The organism is Chitinophaga sp. CB10 (assembly GCA_001870995.2).
Taxonomy (GTDB): Bacteria; Bacteroidota; Bacteroidia; order Chitinophagales; family Chitinophagaceae; genus Chitinophaga.
Genome location: MLAV02000001.1, coordinates 118213 through 134944 on the forward strand (window position 1 = coordinate 118213; position 16732 = coordinate 134944).

The 16732-nt window shown below is 52.5% G+C and carries 12 protein-coding genes; 8 read left to right on the top strand and 4 right to left on the bottom strand.

What is annotated here, in order from left to right; translation table 11 throughout:
- Positions 1-42: 42 nt before the first annotated feature.
- Entirely contained in the window at positions 43-2052 is a 2010-nt protein-coding gene (locus tag BOC67_RS00405; RefSeq protein ID WP_291906154.1) for a DUF3857 domain-containing protein, read from the top strand.
- Positions 2053-2055: 3 nt separating this feature from the next.
- Positions 2056-3960, top strand: coding sequence for a DUF3857 domain-containing protein (locus BOC67_RS00410; protein WP_291906155.1), 1905 nt, complete (start codon positions 2056-2058; stop codon positions 3958-3960).
- Between the two features lie 60 nt (positions 3961-4020).
- Here BOC67_RS00410 and BOC67_RS00415 read toward each other — a convergent pair whose 3' ends face one another.
- The gene (locus BOC67_RS00415) at positions 4021-5313 is read right to left on the bottom strand and encodes an OmpA family protein (protein WP_291906156.1); all 1293 of its coding nucleotides are present in this window, start codon (positions 5311-5313) and stop codon (positions 4021-4023) included.
- 363 nt (positions 5314-5676) lie between these two features.
- Between BOC67_RS00415 and BOC67_RS00420 the strand changes: the two genes are divergently transcribed.
- From BOC67_RS00420 to BOC67_RS00435, 4 genes are read left to right on the top strand one after another with little or no spacing between them, the layout of a single operon-like run.
- Positions 5677-6894, top strand: coding sequence for a hypothetical protein (locus tag BOC67_RS00420; protein ID WP_291906158.1), 1218 nt, complete (start codon positions 5677-5679; stop codon positions 6892-6894).
- Positions 6895-6905: 11 nt separating this feature from the next.
- Complete coding sequence (locus BOC67_RS00425; protein WP_291906160.1) at positions 6906-8102, top strand: glycine betaine/L-proline ABC transporter ATP-binding protein; 1197 nt, start codon at positions 6906-6908, stop codon at positions 8100-8102.
- A 22-nt stretch (positions 8103-8124) separates the two neighbouring features.
- Positions 8125-8964: a proline/glycine betaine ABC transporter permease gene (locus BOC67_RS00430; protein ID WP_291906162.1), complete on the top strand. Its 840-nt coding sequence runs from the start codon at positions 8125-8127 to the stop codon at positions 8962-8964.
- A 20-nt stretch (positions 8965-8984) separates the two neighbouring features.
- Positions 8985-9827, top strand: a complete 843-nt coding sequence (locus BOC67_RS00435) for a glycine betaine ABC transporter substrate-binding protein (RefSeq protein WP_291906163.1) — start codon at positions 8985-8987, stop codon at positions 9825-9827.
- A 126-nt stretch (positions 9828-9953) separates the two neighbouring features.
- On the opposite strand, the gene BOC67_RS00440 is transcribed toward BOC67_RS00435, so the two are convergent.
- Positions 9954-12239 carry a right-handed parallel beta-helix repeat-containing protein gene (locus BOC67_RS00440; protein WP_291906164.1) on the bottom strand — a complete coding sequence of 762 codons (2286 nt, stop codon included), beginning with the start codon at positions 12237-12239 and terminating at the stop codon, positions 9954-9956.
- A gap of 202 nt (positions 12240-12441) precedes the next feature.
- Here BOC67_RS00440 and clpB point away from each other — a divergent pair, with 202 nt between their 5' ends.
- The gene (clpB, locus tag BOC67_RS00445) at positions 12442-15045 is read left to right on the top strand and encodes an ATP-dependent chaperone ClpB (protein ID WP_291906166.1); all 2604 of its coding nucleotides are present in this window, start codon (positions 12442-12444) and stop codon (positions 15043-15045) included.
- 98 nt (positions 15046-15143) lie between these two features.
- Positions 15144-15623, top strand: a complete 480-nt coding sequence (locus BOC67_RS00450) for a nucleoside deaminase (protein ID WP_291906168.1) — start codon at positions 15144-15146, stop codon at positions 15621-15623.
- A 61-nt stretch (positions 15624-15684) separates the two neighbouring features.
- Here the strand turns inward: BOC67_RS00450 and BOC67_RS00455 are convergent, their stop codons facing one another.
- Positions 15685-16044 (bottom strand): anti-sigma factor, encoded by a 360-nt coding sequence (locus BOC67_RS00455; RefSeq protein WP_291906170.1) that lies wholly within the window; start codon positions 16042-16044, stop codon positions 15685-15687.
- Positions 16045-16058: 14 nt separating this feature from the next.
- A complete protein-coding gene (locus tag BOC67_RS00460) occupies positions 16059-16640 on the bottom strand; it encodes a sigma-70 family RNA polymerase sigma factor (RefSeq protein WP_291906172.1) in 582 nt (193 codons plus the stop codon).
- Positions 16641-16732: the final 92 nt, after the last annotated feature.

Genomic DNA, 16732 nt, shown 5'->3' on the forward strand with positions numbered 1-16732 from the left:
TTATAGCTTTGGACCTGAATTAATACCTATACCGTCATTATTATGCGCTATCTATCTGTCGCCCTGGCCTTCATTGCCAGCTGTTTGTTATCTGTTGCAGCCCTTGCCCAGGACTACTCTAAAATCAAGTTTGGAAAAGTGGACCCGGCCGAGTTTAACCTGAGCTTTGATAAGGATACAGGCGCCCATGCCATCCTCATTGCTGAAATAGGCAGCTCCAATTTCGAAACCGGGAAAGGGGACCTCAGCCTCGTGTACCGCGTACACCGCCGGTATAAGATAGTGGACAAGGCGGGATTCGATTATGCCGAAATCTCCATCGGGCTGGATAAAACCAGCCGCGGCATGGAAGAAGCGAGCAAGATCAAAGCCGCCAGCTATAACCTGGAAAACGGGCAGATCGTTGTCAATACGCTCAACAGCAAGGATATTTTCACCGAAAAAGTAGACCAGGCAGGCGAAATCAAGAAGTTCGCCATCCCGGGCGTGAAAGTGGGCAGCATCATTGAATACAGCTACACTCTCACCTCCCCCGCCTGGGAATACATCCCCAGCTGGACGTTCCAGCACAGCGTGCCCACTCTCTGGTCCGAATACACGGTAGGCATTCCTGAATTTGCCCGTTTTATGCGGGTAGGCCAGGGCTTCGTACCCCTGGAAGTAAATTCCAAAAGGGATTACCGCACTACCTATAGCTTCCGCTATGAGCCGAATGGCGGCGCAGGCGCATCCGAAAACGTAAACGTTACCTCCAACGTAACGGAGTTCCGCCTCGGCGCCAGAAACGTCATGCCTATCCGTGCTGAAAACTTTATTACCACCGTTGATAACTACGTTTCCCAGATAAAATTCCAGCTGGCCTCCACCATCATCGGCGGGATAGAGACCAACTACTCCAATACCTGGCCCAAACTGATGGAGGAGCTGAATAAAAACCAGGAGTTTGGCGCTGCCATGGAAAAGAATAACAACTTCATGGACAACGTGACCAACGATATCATCAAAGGCGCTACCACCAACGAAGAGAAAGCCCGCAATATTTTCAACTGGGTAAAAAGCAATGTAATTTGTACGAGCGAGCGTGGCCTGGGTACTACCCAGAAGCTGAAAGCCACGCTCACCAACAAAAAAGGCGCAGTATCGGATATTAACCTCCTGTTGGTTGGGCTGCTCCGCAGGGCTAACCTCAACGCCTATCCCGTGATCCTCAGCACCCGCGATCACGGCTACGTGAGCATGTATCCCCTGTTGTCCTCCTTCAACTACGTGATCGCCGTAGTGGATATTGACGGCAGGCAGGTAACGCTCGACGCTTCCCGGCCCATGCTGGGCTTCGGTAAACTGATGCCCGAAACCTATAATGGCGACGCCAGGATAGTGGACGGTAACGGTACGGCCATGATCCTCTCCCCGGATTCCCTGAAAGAGATTGCTATCACCACCATCACGATGGAGCGCAATGCGGAAGGAGCTTTCGTAGGCAAATTCCAGAAACGCCCTACCTACCTGCAATCCTACAACATCCGCAACGCCATCAAAACCAAAAAGCTGGAAGGCTTTAAAGCAGCCCTGCAGCAATCCTATGGCGACGAAGTGGAGATACTCAATACCAGCGTGGAGGACCTCGATGACCTCGACGGCTCCGTATTGCTGGATTACGATTTCAAAATGAACAACACCGGCAGCGATGATATCCTCTACATCAAACCGATGATGGGCCAGGAGTACAAGCAAAACATCTTCCAGTCGGAAGAGCGCAAATTCCCCGTGGAAATGAACGCCGTGATGGACGAAATGTACACCCTCAACCTCGCCATCCCTGAAGGCTACGTGGTGGATGAACTGCCCAAATCCAGCATTATAAAATACAATGATGATGAAGGCATGTTCCAATACCTGATCCAGCAGGTGGATAACCGCATCCAGATGCGCAGCCGCATTAAGTTCACCAAGGCTACCTTCCAGCCGGAAGAATATACCGGCCTGCGCGACTTCTACGAAATGGTGGTGAAAAAACAGGCGGAACAAATTGTATTAAAGAAAAAAGCTTAAACCTTGAAATATATAGCGATGGCGCTGCTGCTGGCCGGCCTCGGCACTAAAGCGCTGGCAGCAGACCCTTACTATCCGGCTTCCGCCATCCCGGAAGCCCTGAAGAAAAATGCGCACAGCGTGGTGCGGCTGGACGAAGTATCCTATCGCTACGTGAGCCCGAAAGAAGTGCGGTATGTGCGCCATCATGTGGTCACCATACTGGACCGCGAGGCGGACCACCGCAGTGAACTGGAGTTCAGTTACAGCTCCCTGATGGAGCTGCGCAGCGTTTCCGCATCATATTACGATGCCGCGGGGAAACTGGTGAAAAGGGTGAAGCAAAGCGATATGACGGACCTCCCGGCCGGTAATGAGGTCAGCCTCGTGTCGGACAGCCGGGTGAAAAAATACGCCTTCACCGGCTTCGGATATCCCTACACCATCGAGTTTGAAGAAGAATACAAGTATAACAGCGGAGTGTACCTGGACAAATACATGCCCTATTCCTGGTACGATGAACCGGTGGAAAAGGCGGTATGCACAGTCGTGATGCCCCAGGGTATGGACCTGCGTTACCGCCTGCTGCAATCGGATTTACAGCCGGCTATAACGGACGTAAAGGAAGGCAAAAGCTATGCCTGGTCCTTTGCCAACCTGGCGCCCATGCGCCGGGAAACCAGCTCCCCGGCCCTCCATGAGCGGTACCCCTACCTGCTGATGGCCCCTGCGGAAGCAAAATATGCGGAGGTGCAGGGCAAAATGACCAGCTGGCAGGAGCTGGGTAACTTCATGTATGCGGTTAATAAGGGGAGAGATATACTGCCGGAGGCGCTGAAAGCCAAAGTACATGCAATAGCAGATCCACTGAAAACGCACGATGAAAAAGTGGCCGCCTTATATAAATATCTGCAACAGAATTACCGTTACATCAGCATTTCGCTGGGAGTAGGAGGCATGCAGACCATTGATGCCATTACCACCGCCCGCACCAGTTACGGCGATTGTAAAGGGCTCTCCAACCTCATGGTAGCCATGCTGAAAGAAGCAGGCATCAAAGGGTATTCCGTACTGGTATATGCGGACGAAGATCCGCTGCGCTTCCCGGAAGATTTTGCCACCCTCTGGTTCAACCACGTCATCGCCATGGTGCCTAACGGGAAGGATACTACGTGGCTGGAATGCACGAGCAATATGACGCCGCCGGGCTACCTCGGCAGCTTTACGGCGGACCGTGCGGTGCTGGTGCTCGACGAAACGAACAGTAAGCTCATACATACGCCTGTCTATACCCGGCAGGACAACCGCCGGTACTCCGCTACCAGCGCCACGATAGATGAAAAGGGAAACCTGAAAGCCACTTCGCGGGTAAGCAGCACCGGTATATTGCAGGATGATAAAATCCAGATCGTACACCTGCTGAGTAAGGATAAGCAGATGGAAGTCCTCCGCAAATCCATGGAAATAGGCAGTGTGAATATCTCTTCCTATACCACCGAAGTGCTAAGCAACCGCCTGCCGGAAGTAAGGGAAAACTTTGAGCTATCCGCCAGCAACTACGCCTCCGTTACGGGCAAGCGCCTGTTCCTGAAACCGAACATCATCAACCGTATGGGCGCGAAGGCAGCGGCGGATACAGCCCGCACTGCCGCCATCGATGTATCCTACGGGGAAGAATATACGGATAGCGTGACCATCACGCTGCCGGCTGGCTATAAGGTAGAATCGCTGCCACAGCCGGTTTCGCTGAAAACAAAATTCGGCGCTTACGAAGCGGCCGTAAAAGTGCAGGATAGCACGGCAACGTATATACGAAATTACAGTATCCAGAACGGCCGTTTTCCGGCGGCGGATTATCCCGCATACGTCGCGTTCCTGAACAGCGTGTACAAAGCGGAGAGAAACACCCTGGTGCTCGTGAAGGAATAATTACAGAAAAGGCGCTGCAAAGTATTTTGCAGCGCCTTTTCTGTAATGCATATAGCAGGATTATTTTTCGCGTACACTTACGCTGATATGCCTGTCTTTCTTCCGCTCTTCGTCCGGCGCATTAGCAGCCGCTTTTGCAAACTCGGAACCATAACCTTCCGCGCCCAGCAGCTGGGATGGGTTGGCGTTCAGGTTCTTAAGTCCGTTCACAACGGCATCCGCTCTTTCCTGGGAGAGTTTTTTATTAACCGCCGCATCCCCGGTTTTATCCGTATAGCCGCCCACTTTAATTTTCGTGTTGGGGAAGGCTTTCAGGATGGCGGCCAGGTTGCTGAGCTGCACTTTACTTTCTTCCGTAATTTCCGCGCTGCCGGTTTTGAAATTGAGGTTGTCAAAATCAAACCATACATCTTTGCCGGCAGGTTTGGTGTTATCCTTCAGGAAGGTCACCAGCTGGTCCTCAATACCGCCTTTATACGCATTTAACACCGTGCCATCCGGCAGGGTTACCTGTATGCTTTCCCGGCCGGCGTCCGCAGCAGGGGCAGGAGTGGCGGCAGGCGCCGGCGCCATGGCAGAGTCTGCCAGTTGGCTGGTAGTAATGCTGTCCGTAACCGCCTCGTTATTTTTATTGCCGCCGCAGCCACGCATCAGGTACCACAGCAGGATAATCGCCACCAGTATCAGGAGTAAGGACCAAATCCACTTCCCGCCGCTGGCTTGTTTTACTGTATTTACGGTAGATGTAGCCGCCCCGCTGACGGCGTTGCCCAGGTTGCCGGCAAGGCCACTGAGCTTGGAGCCGATGGCGCTCAGGCTACCCAAACCTAATATACCTGCCAGGTTTAACCCGCCTGGTACTGCGTTCAGGATTTTGTCCTTCTGCGAATTCAGGAATGCGGCAAATCCACCGGCACTCAGGTTGTTCTGAATCGCATACTGCCCCACCGTTCCCAGCGTAGCCGGTGCGGCGGATTGCAGCAGGGTATTGGCCGATGATTCCTTGATGCCTGCATACCCGGCCAGGGTAGCGGCAATAGCGCCCGCCTTGTCGCCAAATAAGCTCCTGAGCAAATCAGCGCCCTTACTCAGCAAAGTGCCGGCGCCGCCCTGCAGGGCGCTCGTCAGCGCTGCCGGCGAAGCATCCGAGGCCGACCCCTTCACTAAATTTAATAACCCGGATACATCGCCGCTGCTCTCTGTTTTGTGTAACAAACCAGTTAACACTGTCGGAATGATACCCGACAGCGCTTTCTGAATACCTCCTTCACTCTCGCCTAATTGCGCGGACGCCTGGCTGATAACGTTGCCGTTAAATAGATTTTTTGCACTCTCTAATAAGTCGAATGACATAATTTTAAGGGTTTTAAGATGAAAAAATCGTGATGTGCGGAAATAGTTCTCATACGCTGTAAAAAACAATTGTAGCAAGTCAATAACAATACTCATTACCCCCTTGTTCACATTTTTTTAAGAAATCGTTTGGCTTCCTCTCCGTTTTTTTGTATCTTCGCAAAGCTTTGACGCATTTCAGACTGTTTAAAGTGCCTTCCGAGCACGCTCATTACGATAGAACAGTCAATATTTATTGGTATTGATCACTTGTCGGGCCACATCGCGCCCGGTTTCATTTCCGAATAACTGTTATCATGCAGTTCCTGCATATAGGATTCCTATGTCGCAGAGGAAACGATCAGCATAAAACACATTAGAACTATGACTGCTATGATTGTAGGATCATCGGTGGTAAGGAAAACCTATGCCATCCAACCAGCAATTTCAGGCCTGTTGTCTAATGGATTTAAAGTGCTCTGCTGCATTGCATTACTTTGTCCGTTGACATCTAACGGTCAGGATAGTACGAAAACAAAAAATCAGGAAGAGCAACCCAAGCTCCACATTGGCGGAGCTTTGCGATTCAATTACAACAACTCCTCCTGGAAGACCAAACAGGTAAAACGCGGCGGCGATTTCGGATTCGATATGTTCCGCGTCAATGCGGACGCCTCCTGGAAAAACTTATCCCTGCATGCGGAATACCGCTTTTATTCCAAAGACTTTGGCGGCGGCATGCTCAAGGAAGGATATCTCAGCTGGCATGTTAACGATAGCACGCGTATTGATATCGGCCTTACCCAGGTGCCATTCGGGAATGTTGCATACAACTCCCATAGCTGGTTTTTCAATCTCCCCTATTATACCGGAAAGGAAGATGACTACGATATGGGTATCAAATTCGAACGCAAAAGCCATCGCTGGAAATATCAACTCGCCTTCTTCAAAAATGCGGAAGAACTCAGCTTCGGCGATGATACGCCCACGGATCCCGGCCGCTACTCCTACGATGTAGCAGGCAGGAATAAAGAGGTGAACCAGGGCAACGCCAGGGCGGAATATTTTTTCAACGCCGGCAATAGCCTGGGCGCATCTGTGATGGCGGGCGGCCTCTATAACATTCCTTCCGGGAATATGGGGAGCCATTATGCCGCCGCCCTGCATGCAAACCTGAACCTGCGCAAGTGGAACCTGAAGCTGCAAACCATGTATTATCAATACAACGCGGCCGACTCCGCCCGGTTCAAAGACGCAGTGGACATGGCCGCCTACGGCGCCAGCTACCAGGTTGCTTCCAAAGCATTTATCCATACCGCCTCCCTGTCGTTTACCCAACCGGTAAAATGGGGGCCCGTCAGCGCGCTGACGTTCTATAACGATTATTCCTACATGGATAAACAGGTGGCCGGATTCCGGGACTCGCAGATGAATGTACTGGGATGCATGATCACCGCTGGTCCTGTATTCACTTATGTCGACTGGGCTGCAGGAAAAAATCATTCCTGGCTGGGCCCCGTCTGGAACGAAGCCTTTGCCGCCGGCACGCCCGGGGAATCATGGCATAGCCGCTTCAACATTAATATCGGGTACTACTTCTAAAACAACTAACGATGACACCTAAACTTAAAATAGAAAATCTTACACTGATCTTTGGTCGCGATAAGGAAACCGCCCTGCGCATGCTCCGCGAAGGCAAAAGCAAGGCGGACATCCTTGCTGCCACCGGCTGTACGGTGGGTGTAAAGGAAGCCTCCTTCGATATTCAGAAAGGAGAGTTTTTCGTGATCATGGGTCTTTCCGGTAGCGGGAAGTCCAGTTTGTTACGCTGCCTGAACCGGTTGATAGAACCCACTGACGGCAATATCTTCATCAACGATACCAATATCACCCAGCTCAATGATAAACAGCTGCAGGAAATACGCCGCAAGGAAATCAGTATGGTGTTCCAGCAGTTCGGACTCCTGCCTCACCGCAGCGTGCTGGAAAACGTAGGCTTCGGCCTGGAACTCCAGGGCATCCCCCCGGCGGAAAGAAACCGGAAAGCTGCTGCCGTCATTGAAATGGTAGGCCTCAAAGGCTATGAACAACAGCTGCCCTCCAACCTCTCCGGCGGTATGCAGCAGCGCGTAGGCCTCGCCCGCGCGCTGGCCAACGATCCGGAAGTGCTGCTGATGGACGAAGCCTTCTCCGCCCTCGATCCGCTCATCCGCACGCAGATGCAGGATGAACTGCTGGACCTGCAGGAGAAGATGCATAAAACCATCGTCTTCATCACGCACGACCTGGATGAAGCCATCCGCCTGGGGGACCGCATCGCCATCATGAAAGACGGGGAAGTGATACAGATAGGCACGCCGGAAGAAATACTCACGGCGCCGGCAACGGACTATGTGTCCTCCTTCGTGGAGAAGGTAGACCGCAAAGCCATTATCACTGCCTCCTCCCTCATGGATACGAAGCCGGTGAGCGCCGTATTCAGAAAGGACGGCCCCGAAGGTAGCCTCCGCAAAATGCGCGCTACAGGGCTGGATATACTCCCCGCCGTTACCGTGGATAAACATTTCCTCGGCTTTGTGTACCTGCGTGAAATCCTGGAATGCAAACGCCGCGGCGAGCCTACCATCGAATCCGTCATCCACCGGGAAGTGCCGGTGGCCTACCCGGATACCACGGTAGAACAAATGCTGCCCTTCATCGCCGAAACGGATAAACCCGTGGCGGTCGTAAACCCTGAAACCAATAAGCTCATGGGATTGATTTCCCAAACGGCGCTGATTATCGAAACTACCGGCAATCAGACGTTATAACCCTTATGACTAAACGAAAATTATGATTAGAATAGGAAAATATATTGAACAATTCATCAACTGGCTGACGCATAACTTTGGTCCTTTCTTTAAAGCGGTCAAACATGTAGTGGAAGTCATGGTCAACAGCGTGCAGGGCCTGCTGGGCATCGTACCGGCTTATGTGTTCATCGTGCTGCTGGCCATCCTCGCCTGGCGCCGCGCCGGCTGGTCCGTAGGGATATTCACCCTCGCCGGCCTCGGGCTGATCTTTGGGATGGGCTACTGGCCGCAAACAATGGAAACGCTGGCGCTCATCCTCGTATCCGCCTGTATTGCCCTGATCATAGGCATACCATTCGGCATATGGGCGGCGCGCAACCAGATGGCCGGTAAGATCATGCGGCCCGTGCTGGATTTCATGCAAACCATGCCGGCCTTCGTGTACCTCATCCCCGCCGTACTCTTCTTCGGGCTGGGTAAAGTGCCGGGCGTATTTGCCACCATCATCTTTGCCATGCCGCCGGCGGTGCGGCTCACCACCCTGGGCATCCAACAGGTGCCGGGGGATATCGTGGAAGCTACCCGCTCCTTTGGCGCTACGCGCGCGCAGCTCCTGTTTAAAGTGGAACTGCCGCTGGCCATGCCTACCATCCTGGCCGGGGTGAACCAGACCATCATGATGGCGCTCTCCATGGTAGTTATATCCGCCATGATCGCCGCAGGCGGCCTGGGAGAAATTGTGCTGAAAGGGATCACCCAGCTGAAGATCGGGATCGGTTTCGAAGGCGGTATCGCCGTCGTGATCCTCGCCATCATCCTGGATCGCGTCACCCAATCCTTCGGCAAAAAGAAAGCAAAAACAAAAACGAGTAACCAATAAAAAGTACAGTAACCATGACTATGAAGAAAACGCTCCTGGCCTTGCTTGCTATCCTGCTGATCGGCGTTACCGCCTGCCGGCAGGGCGAGTCCGGCGGGAAGAAAATTACCATCGCCTACGTCAACTGGGCGGAAGGACAAGCTATGACCTATCTCGCCAAAAACCTGCTGGAAAAGAAGGGTTATACCGTAACCCTCAAAAATGCAGACGTAGCGCCGGTGTTTGCGGCAGTGGCCGGGGGAGATGCAGATGTATTCCTGGATACCTGGATGCCGGTCACTCATAAAACCTACATGGATAACTTCGGTGAAAAAGTAACCGTACTCAATACCAACTTCAATGGCGCACGCATCGGACTGGTGGTGCCGGATTATTCCGCCGCCAAAACCATCGACGACCTCCAGGCCATGAAGGCTAAATTCGGCGGCAAGATCGTAGGAATCGATGCCGGCGCAGGTATCATGAACAAAGCGGAAGACGCCATCCATGCATATGGACTGGATTACCAGCTGCAATCCGCCTCAGAAGCAGCCATGCTGGCCACCCTCAAAAAAAGTATCGACGAAAAGCAGGAAGTAGTGGTAACCGGCTGGCAGCCGCACTTTATGTTCAGCCAGTACAAACTGCGCTTCCTGGAAGACCCGAAGAAAGTATTCGGGGAAACGGAAAAAATCCTCACCATCGCCAACAACGAATTCAGCGTGACGGATACCACCGCGGTGAACTTCTTCCGCAAGTTCCAGCTGGATGCCGGGCAACTGGGCTCCCTCATGGGCGCCATTGCGGAAGCGGATGGTAACGATGAGCAGGGTGTGAAAAACTGGATTTCGAATAACCAAGCCGTTATAGCCGCCTGGGAGTAACTGCGTAGTAACAGCTATACCAATAACAGAAGAGGAGCCTTACGGGGCTCCTCTTCGCATTTATGGGTGATGTAAAGCATGGTTGCAGTAAAGCGTCATCGACTAACATCCGCCAGTTAAATCCGCCTACAAAGCCAGCTGCTGCTGGTTCCTGAAAACCGTCCATTTCAACGGCTTTTCTGCCGTTTTCAGCACCTGTTGCAGCTCGTGCACATTGCGCACCTTCCGCGTGCCGATCAGCAAAATTACATCGCCCTCCCGCAGGCCCATTGCCGGGACGGGCGCTTTCAGCACCAGCACGCCCTCATAATCCGGCATGCCGGTAGCAGAGCGTTCGCCCAGGGTTTCCAGGTTTTTGAAGCTGCCACCCTGCCAGGCCCAGCTGGCGGTAGTGGCTTCCGCGCCGGCGCCAGGCACGGGAAATACCGGATGGGCGGCCAGGGCCCGCAACTCAGGCGATACCACGCCAAAGCGGTGTTGGTTAAAATTCTTAAACCCCAGTGCCAGCGCTGCCGGATTGCGGACGGTGTAATCCCCTGCGGCGGGGTCGGCAAATGCCGGGTCGCCATAGCTGCTGTGCTGGTCCGTACCGTTCGCCTGCGCCATGGCCAGGGCAAGGCTGTCCGGGAAAAAGTTACGGTCCACCTCCCGGCCCCAGTACCGGATGCCGATAGGCTTGTAACGGGTCATCACAATATTGCCGGTAAATTCATCCCCGCTTTGCCTGAACCAGACGTGCGGGTGGAAGGAATTGTTCACGATGATATTGTTGTACACCTTCCGCTTAAAGCCTTCGCGTAGCTTTAGGCCGCCATGCAGGCACAGGTTGCCGTAAATCTCGTAATTGGAGGAGCCGTCGTCCAGGTCAATATCCCAGCCGTGGTCACAACGGAAACGGTTATACCGGATGATGTTGGTATATACGGCGTCCTGCTGCACGAGCCAGGGATAGCGGGCGGCGATGCTGTCCATCTCCTTCCTGTCCGGATACCACCAGCGGTCCCGGCCCCAGGAGTTAAACGAGCCATGGTCGCCAGTTTCCAGCACGGTATTAAAAACGTCGTTATATTCAATCACATGCCCGCCCCAGGTGCCTTCACTGATGTTAATACCGGCCCTGGGCAGGTTGTAAATGCTGTTATGGGCCACCTGCACGTGCGCGCTCATCGACAGCTGCACGCCGGCCACCTGTTTTTCAATCAGCCCGATATCGTGGATCAGGTTGTCCACCACGGCGCAGGAGTCGGGATAATTGGCGGTTTTGGGGCCCCGGGCTGTGTCCATGCCGGCAATGGCCTGCCGGTCGTTATACGCAAACAGGGGCGCCCTCACCGCGTCCGGACTGCCCGCAAACGCAATCGCGTTGGCGCCCAGCTGCTGTATGCGGTTACCGGTAATCATGGCATGCCGGTTGAAATTACTGACGAAGATGGCGTTACCGCCGTTCTGCTCAAATACGCAATGCTGTACCGTGCAGTCCCGGGTGCCATCCAGGAGTATAACGCCCCCGCGATAGATAGCCCAATCGCTGCGCAACAGCGGTTCGCGGGTTTCCATAAATGTGGCTTTTGCCTGCGTAAATCGTATATCCTTTACGGTTACCCGTTGCACCGGGGCATTGGCATCTCCCCGGAAAATAAAAATGCTGCTTAACCGGGATACCACGATGCGGGAGGAGGGCGCCTTGCCCGCCACGGGCTTATAGTACAAAAAGCGTTGCGCCTTATCGTAAAACCATTCATGGGCGGTATCCAGCTCTTCGAAGATATTTTCCACGAAACGGATAGTTGGGTGCATGCCCATCTGCCGGTTATTCTGATAGCCGCCGGTCAGCTGCAGGCTGGTATCCTTGTTCACCCCGGTAATCAGGTAATGGTAACCGCCCCATTCCGCCTTGTGCAGCGCGTGAATGTAACCGCCGGCAGGATGCTGCCAGCCGGCAATCCGACTTTTGCTGATGGCGTCCGCCGCATAGCCGTTGTAATGGGAGGCCGTACTGTCATAATTCGGGTAACGCGCCCTTACCTGCGCCACGCCATCCAGGTACAACTGGTCAAAATCAAAGGAAATATAAAGGGGGGTACGGTAGATGCCATGCTTCCAGGGCTGCCATTTTACCGTCAGGGCTTTACCACCGCTGAGCGTTACGCCATGGCGGGCATCCCCCTGGATAGTCGTGTACCCTTTCCCGTTAGTGAGCGCCGCAGGTATAACCAGCGTACTGTCCAGGTAATAAGTCCCGGGGCGGTAACGGATAGTCAGGTTGCAGTCCGGGTACTTTTGCCGGTACTCCCGGATCACCTGCACGGTACGTGCCGGGTCAGTATCCACGACGAAGTGCTGCGCCTGCGCGGGTGAAAAAAATACTGCTAACAATAATGACTGTACGAAAAATGAAAATAGCTGCCTCATGTCGTTTCGGTATGTTGCTAATATACCATCGCTTTTTGGTGGGGGATGATGCTAATTTAGCAGTGATTACCAGTATTTTCTGCTAAAAGTGCAGTCCTGTTTAGCAAATGCTGCCAAAATTTCCGGCAGGTCAACATTGGTTCATGCTTTGTTGTTACCTAAGGCAAGTTTGATGACACAAAAAAGGAGAAAAAAGTAATTTATGAATCTGAATAATTTCACTATTAAATCGCAGGAAATACTGCAAAAAGCTCAACAGCTGGCCTTCAACAACCAGAACCAGGCTATCGATACAGGTCACCTGTTAAAAGCCCTCCTGGAAGACCAGGACAGCCCTGTTGAATACCTGCTGAAGAAGAACGATGTGAACACGACGTTCCTCAACAGCAAGTTAAACGAACAGCTCAATAGATACCCGCGCATGCAGGGTGGCGAGCCGGGTCAGGTACTGTCCCGCGATGCCAACAACGTCATGCTCCGCGCCGGCGCTTCCCTGAAGGAATTCAAAGACGAGTTCGTCAGCGTGGAACACCTGCTGCTGGCCATCCTCGGCGGTAACGACGATACGGCCAAACTGCTCAAGGATGCCGGCCTGACCGAAAAAGGCCTGAAAGCAGCCATCAAAGAATTACGTAAAGGCGAAACCGTCAACTCACAGACCGGTGGAACCCAATATAATACCCTGCAGAAATACGCCAAAAACCTCAACGAACTGGCCCGGGACGGCAAGCTGGATCCCGTGATCGGCCGCGATGAAGAGATCAGGCGTACCCTGCACATCCTTTCCCGCCGCTCCAAAAACAACCCTATCCTCGTGGGTGAACCAGGGGTAGGTAAAACAGCGATCGTGGAAGGGCTCAGTCACCGCATCATCAATGGCGACGTGCCGGAGAACCTGAAGTCCAAAACCATTTATGCGCTGGATATGGGCGCGCTCATGGCAGGGGCCAAATACCGAGGTGAATTTGAGGAAAGGCTGAAAGGCGTGGTAAAAGAAGTAGCGGAAAGCGATGGAGAAATCATCCTCTTTATCGATGAGATCCATACGCTGATCGGCGCCGGCGCCATGGAAGGCGCCATGGACGCTGCCAACATCCTGAAACCGGCCCTGGCCCGCGGGGAACTCCGTGCCATCGGCGCTACCACCCTCAACGAATACCAGAAGTATTTCGAAAAAGATAAAGCCCTGGAACGCCGCTTCCAGAAAGTAATGGTGGATGAGCCTTCCGTGGAAGATGCCATCTCCATCCTGCGCGGCCTCAAGGAAAGATATGAGAGTCACCACCACGTGCTGATCAAAGACGAGGCGATTATCGCAGCAGTTGAATTGTCGCACCGCTATATTACCGACAGGTTCCTGCCGGACAAGGCGATCGACCTGATCGATGAAAGCGCCGCCAAACTTCGCCTGGAAATGAACTCCATGCCGGAAGAGCTGGACGAACTGGAACGCCGCATCCGCCAGCTGGAAATCGAAAGGGAAGCGATCAAACGTGAGAATGACGAAGATAAACTGAACGAACTGGCTGCTGAAATTTCCCGCCTCAGCGATGAACGTAATACGTTCAAAGCCAAATGGCAGGCGGAAAAAGAAGTGGTCGACAAGATACAGAACGCGAAATCTGCCATTGAAAACCTGCGCCTTGAGGCAGAACAGGCAGAACGTAACGGGGACTTCGGCCGTGTTGCTGAAATCCGCTACGGTAAAGTGAAAGAGCAGGAAAAACTGGTGGCCGACCTCACGGTGGAACTGGAGGAATTATCCGCCAACCACAAGCGCATGCTCAAGGAAGAAGTAGACGCGGAAGATATCGCGGAAAACGTAGCCAAAGCTACCGGCATCCCGGTATCCAAAATGATGCAGAGCGAGAAGGAAAAACTGCTCAACCTCGAAGAGGAACTGCACCAGCGCGTGGTAGGCCAGGAGGAAGCGATCATTGCCGTGTCCGACGCCATCCGCCGCAGCCGTGCAGGCCTGCAGGACCCCCGCCGCCCGATCGGCTCTTTCATCTTCCTCGGTACAACCGGCGTGGGTAAAACAGAGCTGGCAAAAGCCCTGGCGGAATACCTCTTCGATGACGAAAGCATGATGACCCGCATCGACATGAGCGAATACCAGGAAAAACACAGTGTGAGCAGGCTGGTAGGCGCGCCTCCGGGATACGTAGGTTACGATGAAGGCGGCCAGCTCACCGAAGCCGTAAGACGCAAGCCTTACTCCGTAATCCTGCTGGATGAAATCGAGAAAGCTCACCCGGATACCTTTAACATTTTGTTGCAGGTACTCGACGATGGCCGCCTCACTGATAACAAAGGCCGCGTGGTGAACTTCAAGAACACCATCATCATCATGACCAGCAACATGGGTAGCAATATTATCCAGGAAAACTTCGAAAATATCGACGAAGGCAACAAGGAAGAAATCGTGGACAAAACCAAAGAAGAGGTGATGTCGTTGCTGAAAGCCACGATCCGTCCGGAGTTCCTGAACCGTGTGGATGAAGTGATCATGTTCCAGCCGCTGATGCGCGAGGAGATTAAAGGAATAATTAACATTCAATTACAACAATTGAAGGACATGGTTGCGAAGACTGGCATGATATTGGAATTTTCTGACTATGCATTAGAGTTCCTCGCTGTACAGGGTTACGATCCGCAGTTCGGCGCCAGACCACTGAAACGCCTCATTCAGAAGGAGATCATCAACCTGTTGAGTAAGAAGATACTGGCAGGCGATATCGACAAAACCAAACCGGTACTGATCGATGTATTTGACGGTGTTGTGGTGGTGAGGAACAAACAATAAACAAAGCAATTCTAAATACGACGATACATAGTTTACAATAAGCCCCGCGATTCCTCGCGGGGTTTTCTTATATTAGTACACGACCAAAAGTTTAGCTTATGATGGGAGAAAGAGAACAAAAATTCATGGACTACGCCATCGCCTTATCTGCCCGTGGAATGAACAATGGGGACGGTGGCCCGTTTGGTTCAATTGTGGTGAGGGGAGATGAAATTGTAGGAGAGGGGTGGAACCAGGTGTTATGCAATAACGATCCTACGGCTCATGCCGAGGTAATGGCCATACGTGATGCCTGCCGGCGGCTGAATACTTTTCAGCTGGACGGCTGCGAGATATACACTTCCTGCGAGCCATGCCCGATGTGCCTGGGCGCTATTTACTGGGCCCGCCCGGCAAAGGTGTATTACGCCAATACCAGGGAGGATGCGGCGGCCATCGCTTTTGATGATTCTTTTATTTACAGGGAGCTGCAACTGCCGATGGATGCGCGCAAAATTCCGTTGGTGCATATGCCCAGCGAAGCTGCATTAAAGGTCTTTAATGCGTGGAAGGAGAAGGAAAACAGGACGTTGTATTAAGGCAAATCCGCAGGCCCCGCTGCGGCCATACTACACCAGATGGCCGTTGCGGGCGGGAAAACTATTTCGGATGGGTATAGAAATGATAACCCCAGAATAACGCAAGGATTAAGAAGATGATTGCCAGCACTATAACGGCAATGTATATATTAAAATGTTCCGGGCGGCGGCTCTTCCGGTATTTATTATGCAGTTTTTTCAACAGCTCCCACCGCATCTCCCTGACGAGAGCCGGCAGTTTTTCTTTGTCGTTAAAGGCGGCTAATCCATCCAGCGCTTCACTGCACAGTTCGCAGTCGGCCAGGTGCATTTCCACCTCGTGCTGTTGCTCCGGCGTCAGTTTACCCTGGACGTAATCCAGCAACTGCTGTTGGGATGGACAGCTGGTAGCGACAAATATATCTTTCAAATGCTCGTTCATATCACTAGTGCAAATTAACTTTTGTTTGCGCGTTGTTGTTTCTCCAGTATGATTTTTAAGTTACGCTTTCCATTCTGAATATGGCTTTTGACCTGCATGAGGTTAAAGCCTGTTTCGTCGGCTATTTGCTGGTAGGATTTTTTATGAAGATAAAAAAGTTCCAGGCAAATGCGCTGGTCCGCGTTTAATGACACCATGGCCTGTTCCATATTTTCCAGGAGGATGTCTTTTTCCTGGTGCGCGCGCTTATCCTCCTCCTCTGCTACCATTTTGCCGATGGTATTATCGGTGATTTCCTCTTTGTGCTTCAGGTGTTGCTGCCGCAGCTGCATCAGGCAGTAGTTTTTGGCTACCTGGTAAATCCATGCCCTGAAAAACTGCACCTCATGTTTATGCACGTCCGAGAGCACCTTCAGGAATATCTGCTGTACCGCGTCGCGGGCGTCTTCTTCGTTTTTCAGGTACTTCATGCACATACCCAGCAGCAGTAACGCATAGCGGTCGAATAGTACGCCTATCCATTCGCTGTTGCCGTCAGCTTTATACCGTTGAAGTAATTCCTGGTCTGTTAGTGTATTTATTTCTGAGTTATTCACAGGCTAAAAAATGGAATGCTGTTGGTAAGATGCAGCATATTGCAAAATTCCATAAAGTTTTTGAAAATAAAAATCCGCGCTTTAGGCGCGGA